A 24,138-nucleotide genomic window follows, 5' to 3' on the forward strand; every position below is an offset into this window, starting at 1 on the left:
CGGGGTCATACTTCGCTTAAGTTTATCGTGCTAGCACCTGTCATTTTGGCGGGTGCTTTTATTATGATTTAAAGAGGTACGAAATTACTGTAGTCTTATATATAGAAGAAACTCGTTTTGCTCATCACTTAATAGGTGGTGGCTTTTTTGTTTGCCTTCATTTATAGCAAGAGCAGACCGGAAATAATGAAAGTTCAGTTACAATCCAGCAGCGTTTAACTGCTGCACGATTAAGTGCGGTGCCTGTCACCACCCGAATTTTGTCGGATAAAAAGTGTTGGTTTGGGAAAAGTTTGATTATATTTATAGTGAGTGGAGAAGATCGCGACTTGTTTAATGGGACAGGAGCCAGTCCTCTTCTCCTGTTAGTATGGTGGGACAGGGGGTCAGTCCCCTTGTCCCATTAGTCAGTAAGTTTATGAATAAATGCCCAGAATTCTTCTCCTGTCAGTGTAGAAAATGTTTCTAAGAATTTTTGTACAGCTTTTTCTGTTGGAAAGCTTTTTGTTAATAAGTGATACTCTGTTTGATACTTTGATGGCGGATGGAATAGTATTTTATATATAACTAATGTGAGATCATCATCGTTTTTCCGTAATACGGCTATTCCATCGCTCGGGTCTGTAGGGTGAAGCAGCATGCCTTCAAAATAGGTGTCTGCTGCAATTTCTTGATCTAGAACCAAACTGAATGTTTCCGGTCTCATCGTAGAACATCCTTTCTATGCATTTTTTTGGTAAGGAATTATTTGTTATTTCTATTGTAATCTTTTTTAATAGAAATTACATCTATCTTTTTACAATTTAAATAGGAATAATCGTCTTCTGTCTTAATGCTTCGTGTAATACGAATGCTTTAAGATTTTGCTGTTTGATTTGATAAGGTGATTCCATAAGATGAAATTTAATAGATTGGAAATGAATGGTCGTTTGTAAGTTGGATGAATCCGTTTCTTCATACGCCGTAACTGCACATACATGATTGGCAACAATCCAACGACATTCAAAGTTCTTTGGTGATTGTGTTGGGAATACACATAGCCTCGGTTGCTCACTGATTAGAATAGGCACTTTTTGCTTTCGTTTTATTAATTGTTGAGCGGCAAGGCATCTTCCTTCAAAGGTAGAACCGCCGATTATGCAATTATACTGAATAATTTCTAGTGGTGTTTGTTTTACATAAATTGTTTGTGTTTTTTCGAGAACAACAGCATGATGCTCGATTGCTGTTGCAGGTGAAATAGCTAGTGTGTTTTTGTCTATGATGTACTGTTTTACAATTAACATAGTTTTACCTCACTCCTTTATTATCACTTACTTATATTACCATAACGGGATAGGGGGTCAGACCCTTTGTCCCAATATTTGTTTAATTTTTGGTTTGGCTAGTCGCGCCCAATTTTTCACTGCATTTTCGGTTACATTCTCTTGACGAGCAATTTGTTTATTCGTTTGTTGGTGAAGGATATAGCCAGTAAACCATTTCATTTGATTCGCGGATAATTTCTTCTCAATGGCTGCTAATAGATAAGGATCAAATGGAAGTTGGTTATAGCAGACAAGACTATCTCCATCCGTGTATGTCGCATATTTCTCTTTTCTTTTTTGAACATTTTTTTCTTTACGCATTAATGTGAAAAAGGCTTTTTGGATGGAGAAATAGGCATAGGTTGAGAATTTCCCCTTTTCTTGATCATAGGTTTGCCAAGCACGCCATAGTGCAATGCTTCCTTCTTGATAGAATTCTTTTTCTGCATCAACAATGCCATATTTGTGCAATAAATGATGGATCATTGGTTCAAAATCACGAAGTAATTGTTCGAATGACATTTCTTTTTCCATAATTGTATCCATTTCTGACTCAGGTACCTTGGTCCTTTTATTCCGCCGGTAGAACAAGCATAAGTAATAATTCCATTCAAAGCAGAATCAGAATTTATGCAAAAAGGCGGTAAAATTGAAAAATGATGTATGGAAAGAGGTGCATATATTAAAAATACAGCTGAAATTTAGCTGTAAAATGAAGGTTTGGTACATGTTTTTAGAAGTTTGGATAAAATGGATGCCTACCACTGCGCGAGTTGTGTCGAATCCAATCTACTAATCTAATCGTATCCTTTTCTAACAGCACTACAGGTTAGGTATATCTTCTTAGGTCTAAAAAACCTAAGTTTCCCTCTGATTCTATGTTAAAATGACAGGTAACTTGGCGAAATCGGGGGGATATAGATGAAAAAGAACGTCTATATAGGTGTTATTCTATCGACTTTAATAGCTGTACTTTTCTCATTGGTAGTATTTGGAGAGCAAGAGGACAAGAGTGCATTTCGTTCATATGCACACTATAGCCAGAAAAATGTTGGAGTTAATAATATAACAATAGATGCAGAAAATATTGTACGATTTGAAGAAGCAAGAGAAGAGCAAAGATTAATAGAAAAAGAACAAGAACGGATACGGTTAGAAGAGGAAAGGTTAGAACAAGAAAGAAACGAAAAAGAGGAAGAAAAGTCACCAATAGAAGAGGAACGGCAACAAGATCAGGAACAAGAGCGAACCGATGAGCAAAATGAGCCAAAAGAAGCGGAAGAAGACCCAGCTGATCCAGAAGAAACAGCTGAAATAGAAGAAAATGAACAACAGTCAAATCAAAGTGGCGATGACGCAGCCGAAGAAGAAAGTAAGCAAACAACAGAAGAAAAGCAAGTGGAAACAAACTATCCAGGAATAAGTTCCTATGCAAGAGAGGTTGTTTCCTATACCAATATGGAAAGAGAAAAACAAGGGCTATCGAAGTTGACAATCGATAGCAAACTAAGTGAAGTGGCATGGTATAAGTCAAAAGATATGCAAGTAAATAATTATTTTTCCCACACTAGTCCAACGTATGGTTCACCGTTTGATATGATGCGGGAATTCGGTGTGAGCTATACAGCAGCAGGCGAAAATATAGCAATGGGCTATCCTGATGCAAAAAGTGTTGTGAACGGATGGATGAATAGTGAAGGGCATCGAAAAAATATATTGAATGAAAACTATACGCACATTGGAGTAGGATTTGTGAAAGATGGGTACTATGTCACACAGATGTTTAGAAGGAAATAGGTGCCTAAAGATATGATCACAGTGACACCCCGAATGATATCAATTAGGAATTACTAACAAGAGTAACCTACAGTAGATGGATAAAAAAAAGGGATACGATATTGGCAAATTGAAGGAATTAAATGGAGTATCTGAAAGTCGCCAATAGAAGAAATTATAAAGCGAAACCATGGGAACACTGGCTAAAATGGGTGATTGTGGACCGGTGAACCTGTCCCTCTGGTCCAAAAAGAGAGAAGCAAACCGCTTCTCTCCTAACATATTCTACCCTATTAATGTGCTATACTATTCTTATTACCATACAACGCTTGAACCTCAGATGCTTTTCCTTGGCAGCCTACCAACTTAATTTTAGATTGCGCTAAGTCTTTTGCAGCTTGCTTTGCCTTCGTTAAATATTGTCTTGGGTCTAAAGCGTTTGGTGCTTCCTCAAAATGGTCTTTAATTGCTTGAGAATAAGCATTTTTCAATTCAGTTGATACATTCATCTTAGACATTCCAAGTGAGACACAACGTTTTACATCGTAATCTGGAATTGCTGAGCCACCATGAAGTACAAGTGGAGCATTCACTAGGTTTGTAATCTTTTCGATTCTTTCAAAATCAATATCAGGATCGCCGCTATAGATACCATGTGCTGTTCCAATTGCTGGTGCTAGTGTTGGAACACCTGTAAGTTTTATAAACTCTGCACATTCTGATGGCACTGCTTTTTGTGCATCTGCTTCGTCAACAACGATATCATCCTCAACGCCACCAACTTTTCCTAATTCAGCTTCAACATTTACATCAAGGTATTTAGCTACATCCATCACTTGGTTTGTACGGCGGACATTCTCATTAAACGTATGCATCGAAGCGTCAATCATTACAGATGTATAGCCTGCACGGATACATTGAATTAGAACGTCATAATCCGTACAATGATCTAAGTGAAGTGCCATCGGTATTTTATATTCTTCTGAGGCTGCATTTGCAGTAGCAACAATGTTCTTTGGTCCTAAATTTCGAACTGTTCCTACTGTTGTTTGAATAATTAAAGGTGCATCTAATTCAGCAGCTGCTTCAGCTACGGAATATAACATATCTAAGGAATGAACGTTGAAAGCAACGATTCCATATCCTAATTTTCTCGCTTCCCTTAACATTGGTGTTGAATTAACTAAAGTCATTAAATAGTTCCTCCTTGATTTATCTTCTTTCTATTCAGTTAAGTGCACTTGAGATTACGTCTAAAACCTTTTCTGGACTATCTGCACTAGCAAGTGCTTCACGGTTACTCTCATGGATCAACATTTTGGAAACAGATGCTAGGGCGTTGATATGAGTGGTTCCAGCTTGGTTTTTTGGAATTAACAATGCGATAAAGAAAGATGCTGGCTTTCCATCTAAAGAGCTCCATTCAATTCCTTTTTTACTAGAAATTACGATAATTCCAGGCTCTGAAATCGTATCTGTTTGTGCATGTGGAATAGCAAATCCTTCTTGAAATCCTGTTGTACTTTCATGCTCACGCTTAATTAATCCTTCAACCACCTCAACTGCATTAGAAGCAATTCCGCTGTCAACTGCAATCGAAGCAATTAGTTCGAAAACATCTTGCTGTGATTTAAGATCTTGGTTTATTTTTATATGTTCTAGTTTAAGCAACTTGCTGCTCATCATTATCACCCTTCTGTTTATCTTTGTTGTGTTGATGTTTTTTATAGAAGCCGTACATTACCGCACCTACTAAAGAACCCATCAGGATTGCAAAAACCCATTGAAGCGCTCCTGTAACTACTGGCAACACAAGGAAACCGCCATGTGGTGCTGGAACTTGAACCTTCATAATATAAGTTAAGATCGCTGAGATGGATGAACCAACCATTAAGATTGGAATAACAACAATTGGGTTCTTCGCCGCAAAAGGAATCGCCCCTTCTGTGATATGTGTTGCACCCAAGATAAAGTTGACCCCACCAGAGTTACGTTCTGCTTGGTTAAAGTATTTTTTAAAGAATACGGTTGCGAATGCAGTAATTAATGGTGGCGTAATACATGCTGCCGATACTCCTGCCATAAAGAAATAGTTACCTTCACCAAGTAAAGCTGTACCAGTTACATATGCTGCCTTGTTGACAGGTCCACCCATATCAAAGGCACTCATGGATCCAACAACTAAACCTAAAAGAATTGGGTTTGCATCTTGGAAGTTACCTAAGAATGTTTTCATACCTTCATTGATTGCTGTCATTGGCTCAACTAATAGAGTCATAACCGCTCCAATTAATAATATACCAATTACAGGATATAGGAAAATAGATTTAAGTCCGTTTAAAGATTTTGGCATGCGGTCTAGTAATTTAGATAATAAAACGATAGTATAACCAGCTAGGAAACCTGCTGCGATACCACCAAGGAAACCTGCTCCCCCGTCACTTGCAATTAAACCCCCGATAAAACCAACAACCATACCTGGCCTTTTAGCTATTGATTCCGCTATAAATGCTGCAAGGACTGGAACCATTAAGGAAAAGGCAAGACCACCAGTATCATTTAGGAATTTTGCTGTTTCGTTAAAGGATTCGTGATCTGGATTTGCTGAGTGAATACCAAACAAGAATGAAATAGCAATAAGAACACCACCGCCAACTACAAAAGGAAGCATGTGTGATACGCCATTCATTAGGTGTTTATAGATAGCGTGAGCGATAGAACCCCCACTAGATTTAGCGCTTTCGTCTTCATCATTAGACTCACTTTTCTTCGCTTTGTAGACAGTTGCCTTACCATCGATGATTGTCTGAATAAGATTTTCTGCTTCATGGATACCTTTCGCAACAGATACTTCAACAACAGGCTTACCAGCAAAACGTCCTGTGTTTACATCTTTATCCGCAGCAATAATAACCCCATCTGCTACAGCTATGTCCTTCTTCGTTAGTTCATTCTCAACACCTACTTGCCCATGTGTTTCAACCTTAATGTCAACGCCAAGTTTTTTAGCCGCTTGCTTTAATGCTTCCTCTGCCATAAAAGTATGAGCAATACCAGTTGGGCATCCAGTTGCGGCTACAATTTTGATACTAGCCATTTACTTTTTCCTCCTTTAAATTACTGATTTTAGTTTCACTTACTAATGATTCAATATAAGACAGTTCACCCAGCCCTTTACTAAAGGCTGTTGCAGCCCCAGCTGCTGAAGCAAACCTTAATGCTTTCTCTAAAGAATATCCCTGTTCCAGCTTCCCGATGAAACCACTTAACATCGCATCTCCAGCACAGGCTGTATTTACTACTACTCCTTTAGGTGATGTTACTTTTAACAGATTGTCATGGGTTACATAGATGGCACCCTTTTCACCTCTTGATACAAGTACTTGTTTTGCACCTTTTTCTAGAAGAATATTGCTACATTCGATAATCTTTGACTCTGTCATTTCAGAAATATCTAAGTCAAAAAAGATAGCCAGTTCCTCGTCATTCGGCTTAATTAGGTGGGGCTGATAGTTTAAGCAATCCATTAGAACCTTTGAACTAATGTCCAATACAAGCTTTATTTGCTTTTTGTTACATATCTTGGCTACTTCTATACAGAAGTTATCACTTACTCCACTTGGTAAACTACCAGATACAAACAAAATACTTTTCTCTGGAAGTTTATTAATCTTTTCTAGCATTTCTTTTACCTTTTCCGATTGAACTTCTGGTCCCTTATTTACTATCTTGTATTCTTTATCTGCATTGGCAAAGATGTTAATTCGTGTTATCCCGTCAATATGGACAAAGGAAGTGTTAATTTCCATCTTTTCTAATTCATCCTCAATAAATTTCCCCGAGAATCCTCCCAGAAAGCCAAGAGCTGTATTTGCTAACCCTAACCGCTTTAACATAAACGAAACATTAATAGCTTTCCCATTTGGTTGATAATCTTCTTCATAGGTTCGATTTACAGTATCAGCTTTCAGCTGTTCTAATCCAACATATAAATCAATGGCTGGATTTGGTGTTAATGTGTAAATCATTTTTCTCACCTGCCTTGTTGTCTGTTTATCTTTCGTTAAATTCATTATGACATAGATATCTGTGTAAATGTTTTCAGAATATGTAAAGGTTTTCAGTTGTGCTAAAAATGTTTTCAAACAAAAAAAGAATGCCGTTATTACAGCATTCTTATCGCATATGCATCCAATAGTATTCTAGAAATGACACTTAAAGGTAACCTTGACCTAACCTCATAATCCGGAAAATAAGAGTGGCCACCCTTGTATCCAACAAACGTCATCTCGGACATTAAACCAAGGCTAGAATCCATCCTACAAGTTAGGGTCATGGTTGTGATTTGTTTAATATTTAGATTCTTACAAGCTTCCACTAACTCTTCTGTTTCACCATTTAACGATACAAAAATCGCCAGCTCATTCTCTTTAATACTTTTTGATTTTGTCTTAATAATATTAGGATCATCATGTATTTCGCAGTTTTTTCCCATCAGTTGAAGCTTAACCGTCATTTCCTTTCCAATCATCTCAGAGAAACCACGAGCAAAGACGTATATCTTATCCGCATTGTATAGCTTCTGGACAGCATCCTCAATCTGTCCAATACTTTGTAACTGAATGGTTTTACTCACTTCAAACTCATTTTTCTTTATTGCTTGGCTAATTTCATTACCGATATTCTCCATTTCATTATTGTCATCGGTAAAACTATTCTGTTCTTTTAAACTATATTTAAAAGAGGTATAGCCATCATAGCCAATTTTTTTCATTAACCGTACGATTGTCGCGGTAGAAACACTTGCATTTTCGCTAAGCTTAACAATAGACATAGTTGGTATATCCTGTAAGTGATTTGTTATATATTCAAGTAGATACATTTCTGATTCACTTAATGTTTTATAGACATTTGTAGGTATATCAAAAAGGATATTATTCACTAATGTTCCTCCCTATCTCAGGCGCAGACGTCAGACTTATAAATCTATCTCACACTATATCTTAACACATTCTAGTAAAAGAGGGCAGATCCCTCATAAAGCCAAATTGTTTTATTTTACCCAAAGATCGCTTCCTCATTAATCAGCTCTTCTTTTACCTGTTGCCATCAAAAAAACATTGGTTAAACAGTTACTCAAAAACAGTAATCGCGATAACTCGGCTTATAACCTTGCGTTAATCACATTTTATAAAAAAAGTGCACCCTCCAACTATAACCTTGGAAAGGTGCATCTTTTTATTTTTTTAGCTGCGTTTTGTACCAGGCTCGTTTCTATGTTCCTTATGCTAATCGTTGTTTTCCTTTTTTCTCTAACAATCCTAATATTAAATCTGAAGTAATAGCTAATAGTGTTGCTGGGATTGCACCAGCATATATTCTAATATCTGATTGAAGACTGATTCCCGCAACAATTTCTTTTCCTAGACCGCCTGCTCCAATATATGGGCCGATACTAGCAACTGCAATTGCGATAACAAAGGCAACGCGTAATCCTGCGATTAAGAAAGGAATGGACAAAGGAAATTGAACTTTTGCTAACAATTGTAATGCTGTCATTCCAGAGCCTTTACCAGCCTGCATGATGCTGTCATCTACTTCTTTAATCCCAACATAGGTATTTTTCACAATGGGTAGTAAAGAGTAAAAGAATAGACCGACCACCATTGTTTGAAACCCTAACCCCAAATAGAGCATTAGGATAGCTAACATCGCTAAACTTGGGATTAATTGAAGGATATTCGTTAGAGAAATAATAATTGGTGCAAGTTTTTTATATTTAGCAGCTATAATCCCGAGTGGAATCCCTACAAGAAGTGAAAGTGCAATTCCGTATATCGACATCAGTATATGTTCGATCGATAAAGAAAATAATTCTGCTTGGTTTTCTACCATATACTGACTAAGTTCAGTTATAAAACGCATGTTATATCACCTTTCTTTTATTCAACCATTCCTTTTTCTTGTAAAAACTCTCTAGCTACCTCTTCTGAGCTACGTTCATTAATATTTACCTCACGAATTAAGGCAGTCATTTCATCCGTGCTAATGGATCCAACGAGCGAATCAAGAATGTCAGCAATTTCTGGATATTCATCGATAATTTTATTTCTTGCCACTAAAGATCCTTCATATGGTGGGAAGAATTTCTTATCATCTTCTAAAAGTTTTAAATCATATTCGATGATTTGAGGATCAACTGTATATGCTGTAATAACATCTAAATCCCCGCTTGCAATCCCTTCATACATTAAGGCTACATCCATTCCTCGAGCCTCTCCGAAATCGTAACCATAAGCTCTTTTATACCCTTCATATCCATCGTTGTCACGCTCAATCCATGAATTATCTGTTCCTAATGTGAGGTTTTGTGCATATTCACCTAAATCACTCATTGTTGTTATGTTATTTTCTTCTGCGAAATTACGTTGTACAGCAATACTATATTGGTTACTAAATCCAACCGAGTCGTACCATGTTATGTCATACTTTTCACCAAATAACGCTTGAGCTTGCGTCAGTGTTTTTTCAGGATCTGTTGAATATTCTATTTTATCTTCATCAAAGTGATTGTTGTACACTTCACCAGAGTAGAGTAAAGCCATGTCAAAATCTTCTCTCTCAATAGCACCCAATATCTGTGGGCTTGCTGGAATATCTTCTGTGATATTTACTTCATGATCTGTTTGATCTTCAACTAATTGTTTTACAATTTGAGCCATGATTTTAGGGTCGGTATTTTTCTGTGTTCCAAACTCGAATACTCTCCCACCTTCTGCCGATTCATTATCACCACCACATCCTGTTATAATAAGTAATAACAGAGCGAATAAAACAGTATATAACGTCTTGTTCATGATTAGCCTCTTTTCATTTTTATATATTTTTTCTTAAGCTTTAGAAAACCTTTTTTCTAATTTCGCAAAAATAAAATCTAACAGTAACGCAATCACAATAGCTACCAATGTTCCGGTAAATATCATGTGTTGATCGTTATAGCCAATTCCTGACAATATCAAATCACCCAAACCTCCAGCGCCAATAAGAGCCGCCAGTGTTGTCCAACTGATAATATAAACAGTCGTTACACGAATTCCTGACATAACATAGGGAAGGGCGACTGGTAATTCTACTTTAACTAGTCGTTGATAGGTGCTGTATCCCATCCCTTTTGCAGCTTCTACAATAGCTGGATCAATCGATTGCACTCCAGTATAGGTGTTGCGAAGTAATGGTAAAAGGGCATACAAAAACAATGCTACAACCGCTGGTGTGAAACCAATACCGAAAATGGGGATCATAATGGCTAGTAAAGCAATAGTAGGGATCGTCTGAAATATATTTGCTATATTAAAGATTACACTTTTTATCTTATCGCTTTTCATTTTTGTCATGTAGATGGCAAGTGGAATTGTCACCAATACAGAGAAAAATATAACGACGAAAGAGATGATAATATGTTCATAGGTATATCCTAAAACAGAGTCATATTTATCTTGCCAAAAGTCAATGTAATCCATGATTATTTCCATTTAAGCAACACCACTCTTACTTTCATAAAATTTGTGCAGCGCCTCCAACAACTGATTACCACCCAGAACGCCTGTAAGTTTTTTATCATTAGAAATAATAGGGATAATGGATTGTGTTTCCCTTACTTCTTTAATTACGTCGTTTATATCTGTGTTTTCAGATACGGTTGTCGATTGATCTACTATCTCTGTTAATATCCCATCTTTGTTTGCTAATGCCTTGTACAGACTTACAACTCCTATGAAAGTTTCCTTGTCGTCTACTACAGGAATTTGAGTGATATTCTTTTCAATCATTTTATTAATTGCCTCGTTAACGGAGGTTTTAGAGCTGACAAACGGATAATTCATATCAGCAAGTTCACTTAATGGTGGTAGTACTTGATCTAGACGATCTGACCCTATGAAATCTTTTACAAAATCATTTGCTGGATTTTCAAGAATATCTTGTGGAGATCCTTTTTGAACAATAGTACCCTCCCTCATTAGAATAATTTGATTAGCAATTTTAATCGCTTCATCCATGTCGTGGGTAACAAAAACGATTGTCTTTTTAATCTCTTTTTGTAGACGAATAAGTTCATCTTGAAGTTGTTCTTTACTGATTGGATCTAATGCACTAAAGGGCTCGTCCATAAGAATGATTGAAGGTTCTGCAGCCAAAGCGCGAATAACACCAATTCGTTGTTGCTGTCCACCACTTAATTCAGAAGGATAGCGTTTTTTAAATGTTTTTGGTTCTAAGTCCACCATGTTCAATAACTCTTCAACCTTTTTATTGATTTTAGATTTATTCCATTTTAAAAGCCGAGGAACGGTTGCTACATTATTGAAAATAGTCATATGAGGGAATAAACCGATACTCTGAATGACATATCCCATTGTACGTCGGAGCTTAATCGGATCTATTTCTTTAATGTTTTTTCCATCAATTAAAATTTCTCCGTCAGTATATTCTGTTAATCGATTTAGTAGCTTCATCAACGTGGTTTTTCCACAGCCACTTGGCCCAATCAATACATTTATTGCTCCTTCTTCAAATATAAGGTCAATCTCTTTTAAAGCTTGAAAACCGTCTTCATAAACCTTACTTACCTTTTTCAACTCAATCATAAGCGAACCTCCTTATAAATCTGCTACGTTCTCTTCACATATAATTGTTATTAAATTACTTTAAGTGAAATCCCTCGGAATCTCTGTTTCCCATGTTTTATGAAATACTTCTTTATCATTGTTTTCATAAGCGGTTAGTGTGTTTTTCAGGTAGTAAGTGGTTGCATCGCTGGTCATTTCACTATCACTAACTAGTTTGGTTTGCCAATCGGATCGTCCTAGTCTTAATTCCCATTTGCACTGTACATGGGCAGATAGTGGATCATTTTCCTTGATCGTAAAAGTATTATAATTTTTACTACCATATTCTATACCGTTATGGTGAAGCTTTCTTTCGCCTTCATCAGAGAAGTCTTCTAGTTTCCATACGCCATTAATCAAATCATGTCTAACTTCACGCGTACGATTTTCCTCTCGTAGGATTTCTTTTCCAATCACTTCAGCTGTTTCTGGTGGACCAAAATGACCGCAATCTTCATCCTCAGGTTGTGGCGTTCGTACAGGTAGAGTCAGCTTCGTATCTTTCCCTGAGTACACGTTAAGTGTGACGTTTTTGGATGAAGGCCAAGCCTGTGGCCAGGAAGTGGGGGAAAGGGCTACCTCCAATTGATGTCCTTTAGGAATTTGCTGTCCTAACACATCTAATTTTACTTTCACCTTATATTTCTTACCTGGTTCAAGGAGTTCAGGATGTTCATGCGAGTTGCGATGTGTTAAATTCAATAGTCCCCAGCTGATGAGTGTGGATTCCCCAGTTGGAGCTTTATCACATAGCCTAACAATCAATAAGGCATTTTCTTGATCGGAAGATAATTCTGCATGTAATTCGGGATGTCCTAAAAGATCAGTCGTTTCCTCAAACGGTTTGGATGTAAATACTACTGATTTGCCATTTTCTGTACGTTGATCTCCAGGTAAATCTCCAGGTTGTCCAAAGGGACAGAATACACCTGTGTAAAATCCGTGCTCTTGTACACTTGGAATACTAAATTTTTCTCCATCTGTGCTCTTTTCCGATAGGAGTTTTCCATTAGATAGCCAGAGAGATGTATCCTTCACATGTTTAGAAGGCCATGAATGATCCCCAACCCATTTACCTGGACGTTCGTCATAGGTTACTTGCGGTAACTCACTGTTCTGAATCCATGAAATTAACTTTGGTTCATCCATAATTCCTGTGTTTTTGCCTTTTAACCATTGATCCCACCAGCGCAAGCATTCTTGTAAAAAGCCGATTGCGGGATCTGGTGTTGCTACTTCTGGAAATTCATGAGCCCAAGGTCCAATCAAGCCTTTACTTTCTTTTGGTAAGTTCTCAAGTAAACGAAAAACAGCATTGGTATAGCCATCCTGCCAGCCACTGACGGTAAAAACGGGTATTTGAATGTCGGAATAATTTTCATTTATCGACCCATGTTTCCAATAGTCGTCCCTTCGTTGGTGTCTTACCCATTCTTCTACTAATGGTGGGGTGTTCTCAAGGCGATCTAACCAGTTTTCTTTCCACCCATCTCCAACAACCTCGGGATCTTGCGGACGCGCATTATAAACAAACATGGTTGATGCCCACCAAAGCATGTCAGATGCTAGGATAGTACCACCTCGATAATGAACATCATCTGAATAACGGTCATCTGTGGAATCTAGTGTGATGATGGTCTTTAATGCAGGATGTTGTCTTGCTGCAACTTGAAGTCCATTAAAACCTCCCCAAGACTTTCCAATCATCCCAATTGCTCCAGTTGACCATGGTTGCTTGATAATCCAATCAAAAATTTCTAAGGCATCGTCTTGTTCCTGTTTGATATATTCATCTAACAAAATGCCGTCAGAGTCACCAGATCCACGGATATCAACACGAATGCTAGCATAACCATGTCCGGCGAAATAAGGATGTCTAGCTGAATCTCGAATAGCTGTAAAGTCGTTTTTGCGGTATGGGAGATATTCTAAAATAGCTGGTACTGGTTTAGCTTCAGCATCCTCAGGTAGCCAGATCGTTGCGGCCAACTTTGCTCCATCTGACATCGGAATCCAAACGTGTTTGATTTTTCTTACTTTTCTTGGAAAGTCTTTTTTTATCTTGCGCTTCTCAGAATCTTTAATGTTAAATACCAATCTCTTCACCCTTTCTTACTATAGGAATGTGTTCATTCAACTATTATTTTTATTTTGTTTAGTGTTTCCGGTAATTTAAAAGGTATTCATCAATTTTAATAGCTGCCTGTCACTTCCCGTTAAATAGAAAGCATTTTAAAATACACAGCTAGTAACGTATGAAATAAAAGAGCAGTGAAATAGTTTGCTTCGCTGTTTTTTTGAATCATTTAGTATCAGGCACTATGTTAGAATGATGGTAGGAGGTAGGTGGAAGATGCAAAATTATTTGATTGGTTATGCGCAAAAAATACTTACACCCCAATTACCTATTGATCTTGCTGGCTATAATCCGATAAGAAAAGCAATCGGGATTCATGATGACATATATGTTAGAGTGATCACTTTTAGCAATGATGAAGCATTGCATGTGATTGTATCTTTAGATGTGTTGGCCGTAGACCATTTACTATATGATGGAGTAAAACAACGTTTGTTACGTAAAGGCATCGAACTGGACAGCTTACACATTTTCGCGACACATACACATTCGTCAGTAGCTGGTATTTGTGATACGGAAAATGGTGTATTGAAAGGCACAGAGGGAATAGTAGGGGAAGTGGATGAAACCCTAGTTAATCATTGTGTTCATCACTGTACAGAAGCTATTCTAGCTGCGCTCGACAACAAGCAGTCCTTTACGATGGAGATTGCCAAAGGAACAGTGACTGGTGTAGGGAAGGAAAGGCATAATCCTAATAAACCTGGTGATGAAGCCTTAGTAACTATTTGTTTTTATTTGGAAAATGGAAAAAAGCTGTTATTGTATCACTTGGCTTGTCATCCAACCGTACTTAATAGTGAAAACGCTTATTTATCTGCTGATTTACCTCATGGGGTTGAGAAGAAGTTAGTAGGGTATGATTTGGTTCTATTTATCAATGGGAATGGCGGTGACATAAGTACACGATTTACTCGAAATTCCTCATCCTTTGAACAAATCGATCGATTTGGTGAGATTATTGCCCAGGCAATTAAGAAGACAACGAAGTACCCCTATTTTAGAGGTGCGATGCGTCACTATAAAGTAACGAATAAGGTGATTCATGTAAAGGCTAAAGAAGTCGAGTCCGTTCAGTTAGCCGAAGAACGATTGGAGAAACTAAAAAGAGAGGTTACCCCTGTTTTAGCCACAGCAGATCCAGCGGAACGTCGTGTGTTGGAATCTAGGCTGGAGGGTGAGAATACAAATCTTTTATTGGCGAAGAACCTGCGTGGCATAAAGGAGATTCCATTGCATTGTTCAATCATTCAAATGAATGGATTAACAAGTGTGACGTTTCCTTCCGAAGTTTTTTCAAGTTTAACGAGAAAACTAAAAGCGAAGGATCAAGTTAGCGTGTTTGCTTATTGTAACGGATTTAACTTTTACTTAGCAGATGATGATGCGTATGAGAAAAACTATTATGAGGCATTAAGTAGCCCTTTTGCCAAAGGGGAAGGTGAAAGGATTATAGAAGAGATAGAAACACTTTTAAGCGAGAATAAATAGGAGTGATACGTCATGGAAACAGAAAAATTTCTAAACTATTTTAAATCGATTTATCAAGATGTTATGGATCATGAAGTTGAAAACATTAAAGAAGCGGCAGCATATGTGACCAACAGTTGTGAACAGGATGGAAGACTGTACGTGTTTGGTTCTGGTCATTCCCATATGATTGCAGAAGAAATATACATACGGGCAGGAGGCTTAGCGTTTGTAAAAGCGATTCTGCCTACAGAAGTAATGCTGCACGAAATGCCAAATAAAAGTACGTTTGTTGAAAGACTAACTGGTTATTCTGAATCATTGTTAGACCTTTATAAAGTGGAACAGAAAGATACACTGATGGTCGTTTCTAACTCTGGACGAAACAATGTGCCGGTGGAAATGTGCTTAGCAGCAAAGAAAAAAGGGATGAAAGTGATAGCCATTACCTCTGTAAAAGGATCAAAAGATGTTGCGTCACGTCATGCTTCAGGCAAGAAGATCTCGGATGTGGCTGATGTAACGATTGACAACCATGCGCCAAAAGGAGATGCTGGTTATTACATTGAGAATTTTCAAGTACCAGTAGGCGGTTCATCTGACTTTACTGGCATTGCGATAGCGCAAGCTTTAATTACGACTGTAGTGAGCAATTTGGTGCAAAAAGGAATAGAACCCCCGGTATTCAGAAGTTCTAATGTCGATGGAGCAGATGACTATAATAATCAATTATTTGAAACGTATTATGGCTATTGGAAGTAGGTGATAAAATTGAAGAAAGCGATATATTTTGTTTCAATTATTATACTTATTTTTATAGGTTACTCATGGTATTATGTTAATCAATATCATATTGAAGATAATAGAACCGCTATTCAGTCTAACCTAACAGAATGGAGTAGCAGAGGTTCAGGAAGCATTCATCCTGATGTTATAGAGGTTGTACAATTAGATGATACAAGTTCCTATATTGTTTTATTTCAAACGCAAAGCAGTCATATGGGATATGCTCATATGATTAAAGGATGGAATGGTAAATTTAAAATTACCCACTCAGGACATGGAACAAACATTGTTAAATATCAAAAAATACAAACAAACAAAGGTATGTACGGTATAATTGTTGGAAAAAATCCAGATTTGAAAATAGATCATATTATAGCAGATTTGTATGATGGAGATTTTAGTTTTAGCTCTAACGTGCGTGCCGATGAAAAATTTGTAAGATATGAAAAAATCCCTAATGATATAGAAGAACCTTTTCCCGCAGAGTTAACTTTCTATGACAAAGAAGGATCCGTCATTAAAAAGTAAGATTTCAAAATTAATAGATGCTTAAATTTAAAGGGAATCCGCATTCTACATGAGGTTCCCTTTTCATTCTGTAATGGAAAAGGCTCCTATCTATAGAGATAGGAGCCTTTTATTTATAAAATATTTTCCTTTTTCAAAGCTAAAAAAACCCGGGGTTGTTCCCAACATTACCATAAGGAGGCTTTCCAACTCCCTTTTTATAACCAGGTCCATATCCTGGGCCGCCACCGTATCCGCCGTAACCGCCATAGTTAGGACCATACCCGAAGCCAGGTCCGTACCCTGGACCATAACCGCCACCAAATCCCGGACCGTATCCACCGTAGCCTGGGCCATAACCAGGACCATAACCAGGTCCGTATCCTGGGCCAAATCCACCATATCCACCACCATCAAATAATTCGCCACCTAAATAGCCTAATCCAGCTCCAATTAACCCTGTGGTTAGTGGACTGAAGCCAAAAAAACGCTCGTCTTGAGGTGGCATCTGATGATACATCGGATCATTTCCTCTCATTCCGTCCATAATAAATTCTCCTTTTTCACATAGTTAGTATGTGATCGTGGTCTAGTCACATTTTCACTATAGTGTATGTCAGTTTGCTGAAATGGACTGGGCAAATACATAGAATGGGTGAATGTCCACCCGGGTTTGTTGAATGAAAAGTTTTGAACAGTACATCTGAAAATCAAGTTCTTATAATTAGGCAATAAAATACTTGATTATTAAAGGAAATCTTAGTCAGAATACTGAAATATATGATACGCTAAGGTTAAGTGAATTTACAATATAGAATTATTTTTATTCAACAAACGGGCCATTATGCGGAATAAGGAGGGGATTAAAATACTTCTTTTTAAGCCAATTGATATACAAAAGCATCGTGACATAGTAATAAAATTTAGAAGGGATTCTTTTAAAGTAAGTTTCGGTGATAGCACGGGCTTCGGTGAAGACGAAGACTATCTTCAATGGCTAAGGAACAAAATCTGCGATCATCCGAAAGGTTTTGTTTTAATTGAGGAAGACGGTAAGGTGATAGGGCAACTTGAATTGTCTGTTAAAGAATTTCAAGGCAAAAGGATTGGCTATGTAAATCTGTATTATTTGATACCAGAAGAACAGGGACTAGGTAAGGGCAAGGAATTACACAATTATGCCAAACAGTTTTTCAAGGATAATTATGTTCAAGAATACCACCTGAGAGTGTCGCCTACTAATACAGCAGCAATTGGATTTTATCGAAATAATGGAATGGTTGAGGTTGGGCCAGAAGCTGATGGTAAGGTGATTAGGATGAAAGGAAAATTATAAAAGCCCTTCGTTATTTAAAACGAGGTTTATTCCATATAAGGGCGCGATTGTTGAAAAAAACGATATTAATCCAGAACCAACAGAACCTCCATTTATTGGAGGTTCTATCTTTTTAAAAATAAAAACAACATTAAACTTTAACAAAGCCTATACCAAGAGCCTTTTGGTAGTAGACCGTAGGCAACAGTACCGCGCAACCCATTGGTGTACGCCTTGCACAATCTCTTCAATATTCGTTGCTTTAGTAATGGCTTCTATAACTTGAGTATTGGCTGTTGATCCTTTTTATAACCTAAACGGGAATATATAAGATGGACAACTTTTTCTCCTCTGAGAAATAAATCATTTTTGATGCCTGAAATTGCCTTCTCAGCATCTAGGATCACCCAATATAGGTTCAATAATAAAAAGAGAAGTAGGACTATGCCTACTTCTCAAACTGCTGTTTCTATTCTTCTATTGAAACATTAATACCGTTTGGACTTACGATAGAAATCGAGTTGTCTGGAGAAAGGTGGAATCCTTTTACCTTCGGGTTGATTCCTGTTGAGATGTCCAGATTATCAAATTCAATTGTCGCGTAGTCGTTCATAATTTCTGTTACTGCCTCTTTATATAACGCGCTACGTTCTGCTTGGTCTACTGTTTCGGTAAGCGCCTTATCTAGGAGCTTATCCACTTTTTCATTTTCATAACCTTTTCCGTTCCCGTTCGATCCTTGTTGATTCGAATGGAAGCGAGGGTTCAGGAAGAAATATGGATCTGGATACCAAGCCCAGCCACCAATGTTCATTGGCGCGTTATTTTTTGAAATGGTATCGGTTAATGTACCCCACTCAGAAACTTTAATGTTTACATCAATATTTAGGTTTTCTTTCATTTGATTTTGGAAGATGGTTGCATAGTTTTGACGTGATTCAAGTACGTACAGGTCAATTTCAAAACCACCTGCATATTCTGTTTGATCTAAAATTTCTTTCGCTTCTTCTGGGTTATATGCCGGTCTTACTGATTCATAGGACGCATCATAACCCCAAGAGCCTTTTGGTAATGGACCGTAGGCAACCGTACCGCCACCCCATTGATGTACCCCTTGAACAATCTCTTCAATATTGGTTGCTTTGGTAATGGCTTCTCTTACTTTAGGGTCGGCTGTTGGTCCTTGTTTGTAGTTCATATCAAGGTAAGTAATCGAAAGTCCAGGTGTTGATCGTAATTCAAGATTACCATCTTGTTCAATGACTGCTCTATTTTGCCCTTTAATGTTTGTTGCAATATCAATATCACCAGAGCGTAAGGCATTTGTCATCATGGCATCTTCTGTAATAAATTTGAATGTGACACCATCAAGGTTCGGTTCTTCTCCCCAATAGTTTTCATGCTTTACTAATTCTACTTGTTGGTCAGTCTGCCAATCCTCAAGCATGAATGGGCCTGTCCCAACTAAGTGCGCACCAAATTGATCTCCCCAGCCTTCTACTTCTTCTTTTGGAATAATACTATTACCAGGATCGGTTAGCATTGCTAGTATTGCTGAATTTGGTTCTTCCAAATGAAGCACAACTTCAAACTCTCCCGTAACTTCCACGCTTTCTACACCAGCTAAACGATTTTGTGCTGAATTCTCTGCAGAACGTTCTAAACTATATTTTACATCTTCTGCTGTCATTAGCCTTCCATCTTGGTATTCGCCTGGTTGGAAATGAACATCATCTCTTAACTTGAACGTATATGACATCATATCATCAGCTGCTTCCCATTCTGTTGCTAAGGATGGTGTGAAGCTTTGTAGATCTTTCGAATATACCATTAACGTATCGGCAATCGATCGGATGATCTGTGATTCATATGCCCCAGTAAAAAGGGTTGGATCTAATGTTGCGGCATTAGAGGATAAACCAATATGTAATACCCCACCACCAGTTGTGCTTTCTCCTTCAGGTTGAGAAGTTGCTTCATTTTCATCTCCTGAAGAGCAAGCTACTAAGAATAAAGTGAATACTCCAAAAACAATCGTTAAAAGTCCTGCTTTCCAATTTTTATGCATTCTATTCCCTCCTCTTCTATTGGTTCACATTATGATACATAAATTCAGATAGTGAATACAAAATAAATTACCACAATAGTGTGACAATTGTAAATACAATTTAACTAAAATTTTATAAAAATCTAAAAATTCAGTTGTTTTTGACAGAATGCTATTTACATTCGATATAAACGGTGGTAATATTCAGATATTTCACATATTAATACAACGATTCACATATTGAATCAAAGGAGGGATCTAGTTGAGGGGTTTTTTATTTAAAAGGATTATACAATTAATACCGACCTTGTTCATCGTAGCGGTTATTGTATTTTTTATTACTAGAATGTTACCAGGTAATCCAGCTGCCGTTATGCTAGGGCCACAAGCTAGTGCGGAAGATATAGCAGCTTATTCGGATAAATTAGGATTAAACGATCCGATGTATCAGCAATTTTTTGATTATTTACTAAATTTAGTCACTTTAGATTTTGGAAATTCACTCTCCTATAATCAGCCGATTGTCGACTTAATTATGGAACGTTTTCCTAATACGATTCTATTAGCGGTTAGTGCGTTGATCTTAGCAGTGATTGTGGGAGTACCTGCTGGGATTATTGCTGCTAGAAAGCAGAATACACTGATTGATTATTCCGTTACTACTTTATCGTTAATTGGTGTATCGATGCCAATCTTCTGGTTAGGCGTGATGCTTGTGCTTTATTTTAGTGTGAATTTAGGTTGGCTTCCTGCAACAGGTATGGGTTCCCTTGAGGACGGGTTTTGGGACTTTATCAGCCATCTCATTCTACCAAGTATTGCATTAGCGACTATCCCAACCTCTCAATTTGCTAGAATTATTCGGTCTAGTATGCTGGAAACTATTTCACAAGATTATGTGAAAACTGCACGATCAAAAGGGTTAAAGGAATTTATGGTGATTAATAAACATGCATTTAAAAACGCGCTAACACCGTTAATAACGGTCATGGGATTGCAATTCTCTGCCTTATTAGGTGGTGCTGTGCTAACGGAAACGATTTTTAGTTGGCCGGGGATGGGTTTATTAATTATCGATGCGATTGAAAAACGAGATTTTGTTGTCGTGCAGAGTACGGTTATCTTCGTTGCGGTGATCTATGTCGTTATTAACTTAATCGTTGATATTTTATACAAAGTGGTTAATCCAAAAGTGAATCTAGACTCCAATAATGGAGGTGGAAAATAAGAATGATGTCGATGGAACAGGTCGAACAAGCTAGAGAACTTCAATATCAAAAAGCGAAAAAAGAACAATCTTTTCGTCGCAAATTGTTACGCAATCGTTTTGCAGCATTAGGTTTATTCGTTATTTTACTACTCATTGTAACAGCGATACTTGCGCCTGTGATTGCAACACATGCACCCAATGATATGGATGTAACAAAAACGTTGTTAGGTCCAGGACAAAAAGGACATCTTTTAGGAACAGATAGCTATGGGCGTGATATCTTTAGTCGGATTGTTTATGGTTCGAGAATATCGTTAATTGTCGGAATCGCTGCCGTTGTATTTGGTGCTGTTTTCGGTTCATTGCTCGGATTAGTTGCTGGTTATTTTGGTGGCAAGATCGATGCAATCATTATGAGATTTATGGATGGCATGATGGCATTTCCTTTCATCTTACTAGCTATTACATTGATGACTGTTTTAGGACAAGGGTTAGTCAACGTGATTATTGCAATTGGCGTATCGAACATTCCTGGTTTTTCGAGGGTTGTTAGAGGCCAGGTGTTAAATGTGAAAGAAGCGGAGTATATCGAGGTCACACGTTCTTTAGGTGCGAAACACGGAAGAATTATCTTTAAACATATTGTACCAAACAGTATTGCCCCATTAATTGTTTATGCAACGATGGGGATAGCAGGAGCGATTATCTCCGAAGCGTCATTAAGCTTTTTAGGATTAGGGGTGCAACCACCGACAGCTTCTTGGGGGAGTATGTTGCAAGAAGGAAAAGACTTTCTCGTACTAAGCCCAGAGCTTGCAACCTTTTCCGGATTAGCGATATTGATTACAGTTTTAGGTATTAACTTATTTGGTGATGGGTTAAGAGATGCACTTGATCCGAAGATGAAATTATAGGATGGAGGTGAACGTATGTCACAACAATTACTACGTGTAAAAGACTTACAAGTGGAATTTAAATCAGGCTCGATCACGAACAAAGCGGTAAATGGCGTGAGTTTTGATTTAGATGCAAATGAAAGTATCGGAATTGTAGGGGAATCTGGTTCTGGTAAAAGTGTAACAGCTACGTCCATCCTTCGCCTCATTCCTAATCCACCGGGAAAAATAACAGGTGGTGACATATATTTCAAGGGAAATAATCTATTAGAAATGTCTAACAATGATATTAGGAAAGTTCGTGGTAATGAAATTTCCATGATTTTTCAAGATCCTTCTACTAGTCTAAATCCTGTGTTTAAAGTAGGAAATCAGTTGATGGAATCGATCCGAACCCATCAAAACGTATCAAAAAAAGAAGCAAAGAAAAAAGCAATTGAAATGCTTGAATTAGTAGGCATTCCTGCTCCGGAAAAAAGAATGAACATGTATCCGCATGAATTTTCTGGAGGGATGCGACAACGGGTGATGATTGCAATTGCACTATCTTGTAATCCAGAGCTATTAATTGCTGATGAGCCAACCACAGCATTGGATGTGACAGTACAGGCACAAATCTTGAATTTAATGAAAGATTTGCAAGCTCGTTTACAGATGTCGATTATCATGATCACCCATGATTTAGGAGTTGTTTGGGAAACGTGTGACAAAATGATCGTGATGTATGCTGGCAGAGTGGTTGAATCAGGTGAAGTGAAGGCTATCTATCAAAACCCATTACATCCGTATACATGGGGGTTACTAGATTCACAAATTACGGAATCACAAGAGAGTACAGAAGCCTTGTCAGCTATTCCTGGTAGTCCACCAGATTTAAGTTATGAAATAAAAGGTTGTCCGTTTGCTGATCGGTGTCCATATGCGCAAGCGATCTGTTATGAAACTACACCAGAACTAGCTGAACCATATCAAGGACATGCCGTTGCTTGTCACTTCCAAACAACAGAACAGCAATTGGAGCGAAGGGAGGATGCCTACGTCGATGGAAGCACTTCTAGAAGTTAAAGATCTGAAAAAACATTTTCCAGTAGCGAGTACGATCCCATTTAAAAAGTCTACCCAAAGTGTGAAAGCGGTAGATGGGGTGAATTTCAACGTCTATCCTGGTGAAACGTTAGGGGTTGTTGGTGAATCGGGTTGTGGGAAATCGACCATGGCCCGTCTGGTTAACCAATTAATTACACCAACTAGTGGAATCGTCCATTTTAAAGGTGATGATCTTGTCACTATGAATAAAGAAACGTTACGCGAAACACGAAAGAAAATTCAAATGATTTTCCAAGATCCCTATGCTTCGCTTGATCCACGGATTAGTGTTGGGGAGTTGATTGCTGAGCCGCTTGTTATTCATAATGTAGGGGATAAAGCAAGCCGGAAGAAGCGCGTGGAGGAATTACTTGAAATTGTTGGGCTTAACAAACGGTTTGCCGACCGGTATCCGCACGAATTTTCAGGTGGACAAAGACAACGGATTAATATTGCAAGAGCGCTAACGATCAATCCAGAACTGGTTATATGTGATGAACCAGTATCTGCTTTAGATGTATCTGTCCAAGCGCAAGTGATTAATCTATTAAAACAATTACAAGCTGAATTTCAATTAACCTATATCTTTATCTCGCACGATTTAAATGTAGTACGTTACACGTGTGATCGCATTGCGGTGATGTATTTAGGGAAAATTGTCGAAATTGGCACGTATGAACAAATCTATTCGAATCCGAAACATCCTTATACCAAGGCACTATTTTCAGCAATTCCAAAAGAAAGCCCGTTTGATGATAAAGAACGGATTATTTTAAAAGGGACGGTACCTAGTCCGTTAAATCCGCCATCTGGTTGTAGTTTCCATGAGCGGTGCCCAGTAGCAATTGATATTTGTAGCAAGCAGGAGCCAAACGTGGTGACGACCGCTAATACACATCAAGCATCTTGTCATTTAATTCAGAAATAAGGATGGA

At 37.8% G+C, this 24,138-nt stretch carries 24 protein-coding genes; 9 read left to right on the plus strand and 15 right to left on the minus strand.

The genetic code is table 11. The annotated features are described in order from the left end of the window. Positions 1 to 403: 403 nt before the first annotated feature. The 3 genes from BN1058_RS02365 to BN1058_RS02375 form a co-directional block, all read right to left on the minus strand. Complete coding sequence (locus BN1058_RS02365) at positions 404 to 706, minus strand: hypothetical protein (protein ID WP_090852314.1); 303 nt, start codon at positions 704 to 706, stop codon at positions 404 to 406. A gap of 97 nt (positions 707 to 803) precedes the next feature. Then, entirely contained in the window at positions 804 to 1,286 is a 483-nt protein-coding gene (locus BN1058_RS02370) for a competence protein ComK (RefSeq protein ID WP_090852317.1), read from the minus strand. 57 nt (positions 1,287 to 1,343) lie between these two features. Continuing rightward, on the minus strand, positions 1,344 to 1,853 hold the full coding sequence (locus tag BN1058_RS02375) for a sigma-70 family RNA polymerase sigma factor (RefSeq protein WP_090852320.1): 510 nt from the start codon (positions 1,851 to 1,853) through the stop codon (positions 1,344 to 1,346). Positions 1,854 to 2,228: 375 nt separating this feature from the next. On the opposite strand from BN1058_RS02375, the gene BN1058_RS02380 reads away from it, so the two are divergent. Further along, positions 2,229 to 3,104 carry a CAP domain-containing protein gene (locus BN1058_RS02380; RefSeq protein WP_090852323.1) on the plus strand — a complete coding sequence of 292 codons (876 nt, stop codon included), beginning with the start codon at positions 2,229 to 2,231 and terminating at the stop codon, positions 3,102 to 3,104. 272 nt (positions 3,105 to 3,376) lie between these two features. Here BN1058_RS02380 and BN1058_RS02385 read toward each other — a convergent pair whose 3' ends face one another. From BN1058_RS02385 to BN1058_RS02430, 10 genes are all read right to left on the minus strand, one after another. After that, complete coding sequence (locus BN1058_RS02385; RefSeq protein ID WP_090852326.1) at positions 3,377 to 4,276, minus strand: class II fructose-bisphosphate aldolase; 900 nt, start codon at positions 4,274 to 4,276, stop codon at positions 3,377 to 3,379. Between the two features lie 34 nt (positions 4,277 to 4,310). Further along, positions 4,311 to 4,766: a PTS sugar transporter subunit IIA gene (locus BN1058_RS02390; protein WP_176694424.1), complete on the minus strand. Its 456-nt coding sequence runs from the start codon at positions 4,764 to 4,766 to the stop codon at positions 4,311 to 4,313. Next, positions 4,747 to 6,180, minus strand: coding sequence for a PTS fructose transporter subunit IIC (locus BN1058_RS02395; RefSeq protein ID WP_090852333.1), 1,434 nt, complete (start codon positions 6,178 to 6,180; stop codon positions 4,747 to 4,749). Before BN1058_RS02395 ends, BN1058_RS02390 begins: the two co-directional genes overlap by 20 nt. Continuing rightward, on the minus strand, positions 6,173 to 7,111 hold the full coding sequence (pfkB, locus tag BN1058_RS02400) for a 1-phosphofructokinase (protein ID WP_090852336.1): 939 nt from the start codon (positions 7,109 to 7,111) through the stop codon (positions 6,173 to 6,175). Before pfkB ends, BN1058_RS02395 begins: the two co-directional genes overlap by 8 nt. 137 nt (positions 7,112 to 7,248) lie before the next feature. After that, entirely contained in the window at positions 7,249 to 8,025 is a 777-nt protein-coding gene (locus tag BN1058_RS02405) for a MurR/RpiR family transcriptional regulator (protein ID WP_090852339.1), read from the minus strand. A 341-nt stretch (positions 8,026 to 8,366) separates the two neighbouring features. Beyond that, on the minus strand, positions 8,367 to 9,008 hold the full coding sequence (locus BN1058_RS02410) for an ABC transporter permease (protein WP_090852341.1): 642 nt from the start codon (positions 9,006 to 9,008) through the stop codon (positions 8,367 to 8,369). A 17-nt stretch (positions 9,009 to 9,025) separates the two neighbouring features. Beyond that, positions 9,026 to 9,940: an ABC transporter substrate-binding protein gene (locus BN1058_RS02415; protein ID WP_090852344.1), complete on the minus strand. Its 915-nt coding sequence runs from the start codon at positions 9,938 to 9,940 to the stop codon at positions 9,026 to 9,028. Between the two features lie 33 nt (positions 9,941 to 9,973). Continuing rightward, entirely contained in the window at positions 9,974 to 10,615 is a 642-nt protein-coding gene (locus BN1058_RS02420) for an ABC transporter permease (protein ID WP_090852348.1), read from the minus strand. Continuing rightward, the gene (locus tag BN1058_RS02425) at positions 10,616 to 11,728 is read right to left on the minus strand and encodes a betaine/proline/choline family ABC transporter ATP-binding protein (protein WP_090852351.1); all 1,113 of its coding nucleotides are present in this window, start codon (positions 11,726 to 11,728) and stop codon (positions 10,616 to 10,618) included. It abuts the gene before it with no gap. 60 nt (positions 11,729 to 11,788) lie between these two features. Next, positions 11,789 to 13,846 carry a CocE/NonD family hydrolase gene (locus BN1058_RS02430; RefSeq protein WP_090852356.1) on the minus strand — a complete coding sequence of 686 codons (2,058 nt, stop codon included), beginning with the start codon at positions 13,844 to 13,846 and terminating at the stop codon, positions 11,789 to 11,791. A gap of 256 nt (positions 13,847 to 14,102) precedes the next feature. Here BN1058_RS02430 and BN1058_RS02435 point away from each other — a divergent pair, with 256 nt between their 5' ends. The 3 genes from BN1058_RS02435 to BN1058_RS02445 are packed head-to-tail and all read left to right on the plus strand — an operon-like array spanning position 14,103 to position 16,670. Further along, positions 14,103 to 15,377, plus strand: coding sequence for a neutral/alkaline non-lysosomal ceramidase N-terminal domain-containing protein (locus BN1058_RS02435; protein WP_090852360.1), 1,275 nt, complete (start codon positions 14,103 to 14,105; stop codon positions 15,375 to 15,377). A gap of 12 nt (positions 15,378 to 15,389) precedes the next feature. Further along, positions 15,390 to 16,118, plus strand: a complete 729-nt coding sequence (locus BN1058_RS02440; RefSeq protein WP_090852363.1) for an SIS domain-containing protein — start codon at positions 15,390 to 15,392, stop codon at positions 16,116 to 16,118. Positions 16,119 to 16,127: 9 nt separating this feature from the next. Next, a complete protein-coding gene (locus tag BN1058_RS02445) occupies positions 16,128 to 16,670 on the plus strand; it encodes a hypothetical protein (protein ID WP_090852366.1) in 543 nt (180 codons plus the stop codon). Between the two features lie 139 nt (positions 16,671 to 16,809). Here the strand turns inward: BN1058_RS02445 and BN1058_RS02450 are convergent, their stop codons facing one another. Continuing rightward, positions 16,810 to 17,196 (minus strand): hypothetical protein, encoded by a 387-nt coding sequence (locus tag BN1058_RS02450; RefSeq protein WP_176694425.1) that lies wholly within the window; start codon positions 17,194 to 17,196, stop codon positions 16,810 to 16,812. 297 nt (positions 17,197 to 17,493) lie between these two features. Here BN1058_RS02450 and BN1058_RS02455 point away from each other — a divergent pair, with 297 nt between their 5' ends. Next, on the plus strand, positions 17,494 to 17,985 hold the full coding sequence (locus BN1058_RS02455) for a GNAT family N-acetyltransferase (protein WP_090852369.1): 492 nt from the start codon (positions 17,494 to 17,496) through the stop codon (positions 17,983 to 17,985). A 448-nt stretch (positions 17,986 to 18,433) separates the two neighbouring features. On the opposite strand, the gene BN1058_RS02460 is transcribed toward BN1058_RS02455, so the two are convergent. Then, complete coding sequence (locus BN1058_RS02460; RefSeq protein ID WP_090852372.1) at positions 18,434 to 20,032, minus strand: ABC transporter substrate-binding protein; 1,599 nt, start codon at positions 20,030 to 20,032, stop codon at positions 18,434 to 18,436. 241 nt (positions 20,033 to 20,273) lie between these two features. Here BN1058_RS02460 and BN1058_RS02465 point away from each other — a divergent pair, with 241 nt between their 5' ends. The 4 genes from BN1058_RS02465 to BN1058_RS02480 are packed head-to-tail and all read left to right on the plus strand — an operon-like array spanning position 20,274 to position 24,131. Continuing rightward, positions 20,274 to 21,239 (plus strand): ABC transporter permease, encoded by a 966-nt coding sequence (locus BN1058_RS02465; protein WP_090852375.1) that lies wholly within the window; start codon positions 20,274 to 20,276, stop codon positions 21,237 to 21,239. A gap of 2 nt (positions 21,240 to 21,241) precedes the next feature. Next, on the plus strand, positions 21,242 to 22,135 hold the full coding sequence (locus tag BN1058_RS02470) for an ABC transporter permease (RefSeq protein ID WP_090852377.1): 894 nt from the start codon (positions 21,242 to 21,244) through the stop codon (positions 22,133 to 22,135). A gap of 15 nt (positions 22,136 to 22,150) precedes the next feature. Then, positions 22,151 to 23,182 (plus strand): ABC transporter ATP-binding protein, encoded by a 1,032-nt coding sequence (locus BN1058_RS02475; RefSeq protein WP_090852380.1) that lies wholly within the window; start codon positions 22,151 to 22,153, stop codon positions 23,180 to 23,182. Continuing rightward, the gene (locus tag BN1058_RS02480) at positions 23,148 to 24,131 is read left to right on the plus strand and encodes an ABC transporter ATP-binding protein (RefSeq protein ID WP_255306959.1); all 984 of its coding nucleotides are present in this window, start codon (positions 23,148 to 23,150) and stop codon (positions 24,129 to 24,131) included. Before BN1058_RS02475 ends, BN1058_RS02480 begins: the two co-directional genes overlap by 35 nt. Positions 24,132 to 24,138 lie beyond the last annotated feature (7 nt).

The sequence above is a fragment of the Paraliobacillus sp. PM-2 genome, from assembly GCF_001368815.1.
Taxonomy (GTDB): domain Bacteria; phylum Bacillota; class Bacilli; order Bacillales; family Amphibacillaceae; genus Paraliobacillus.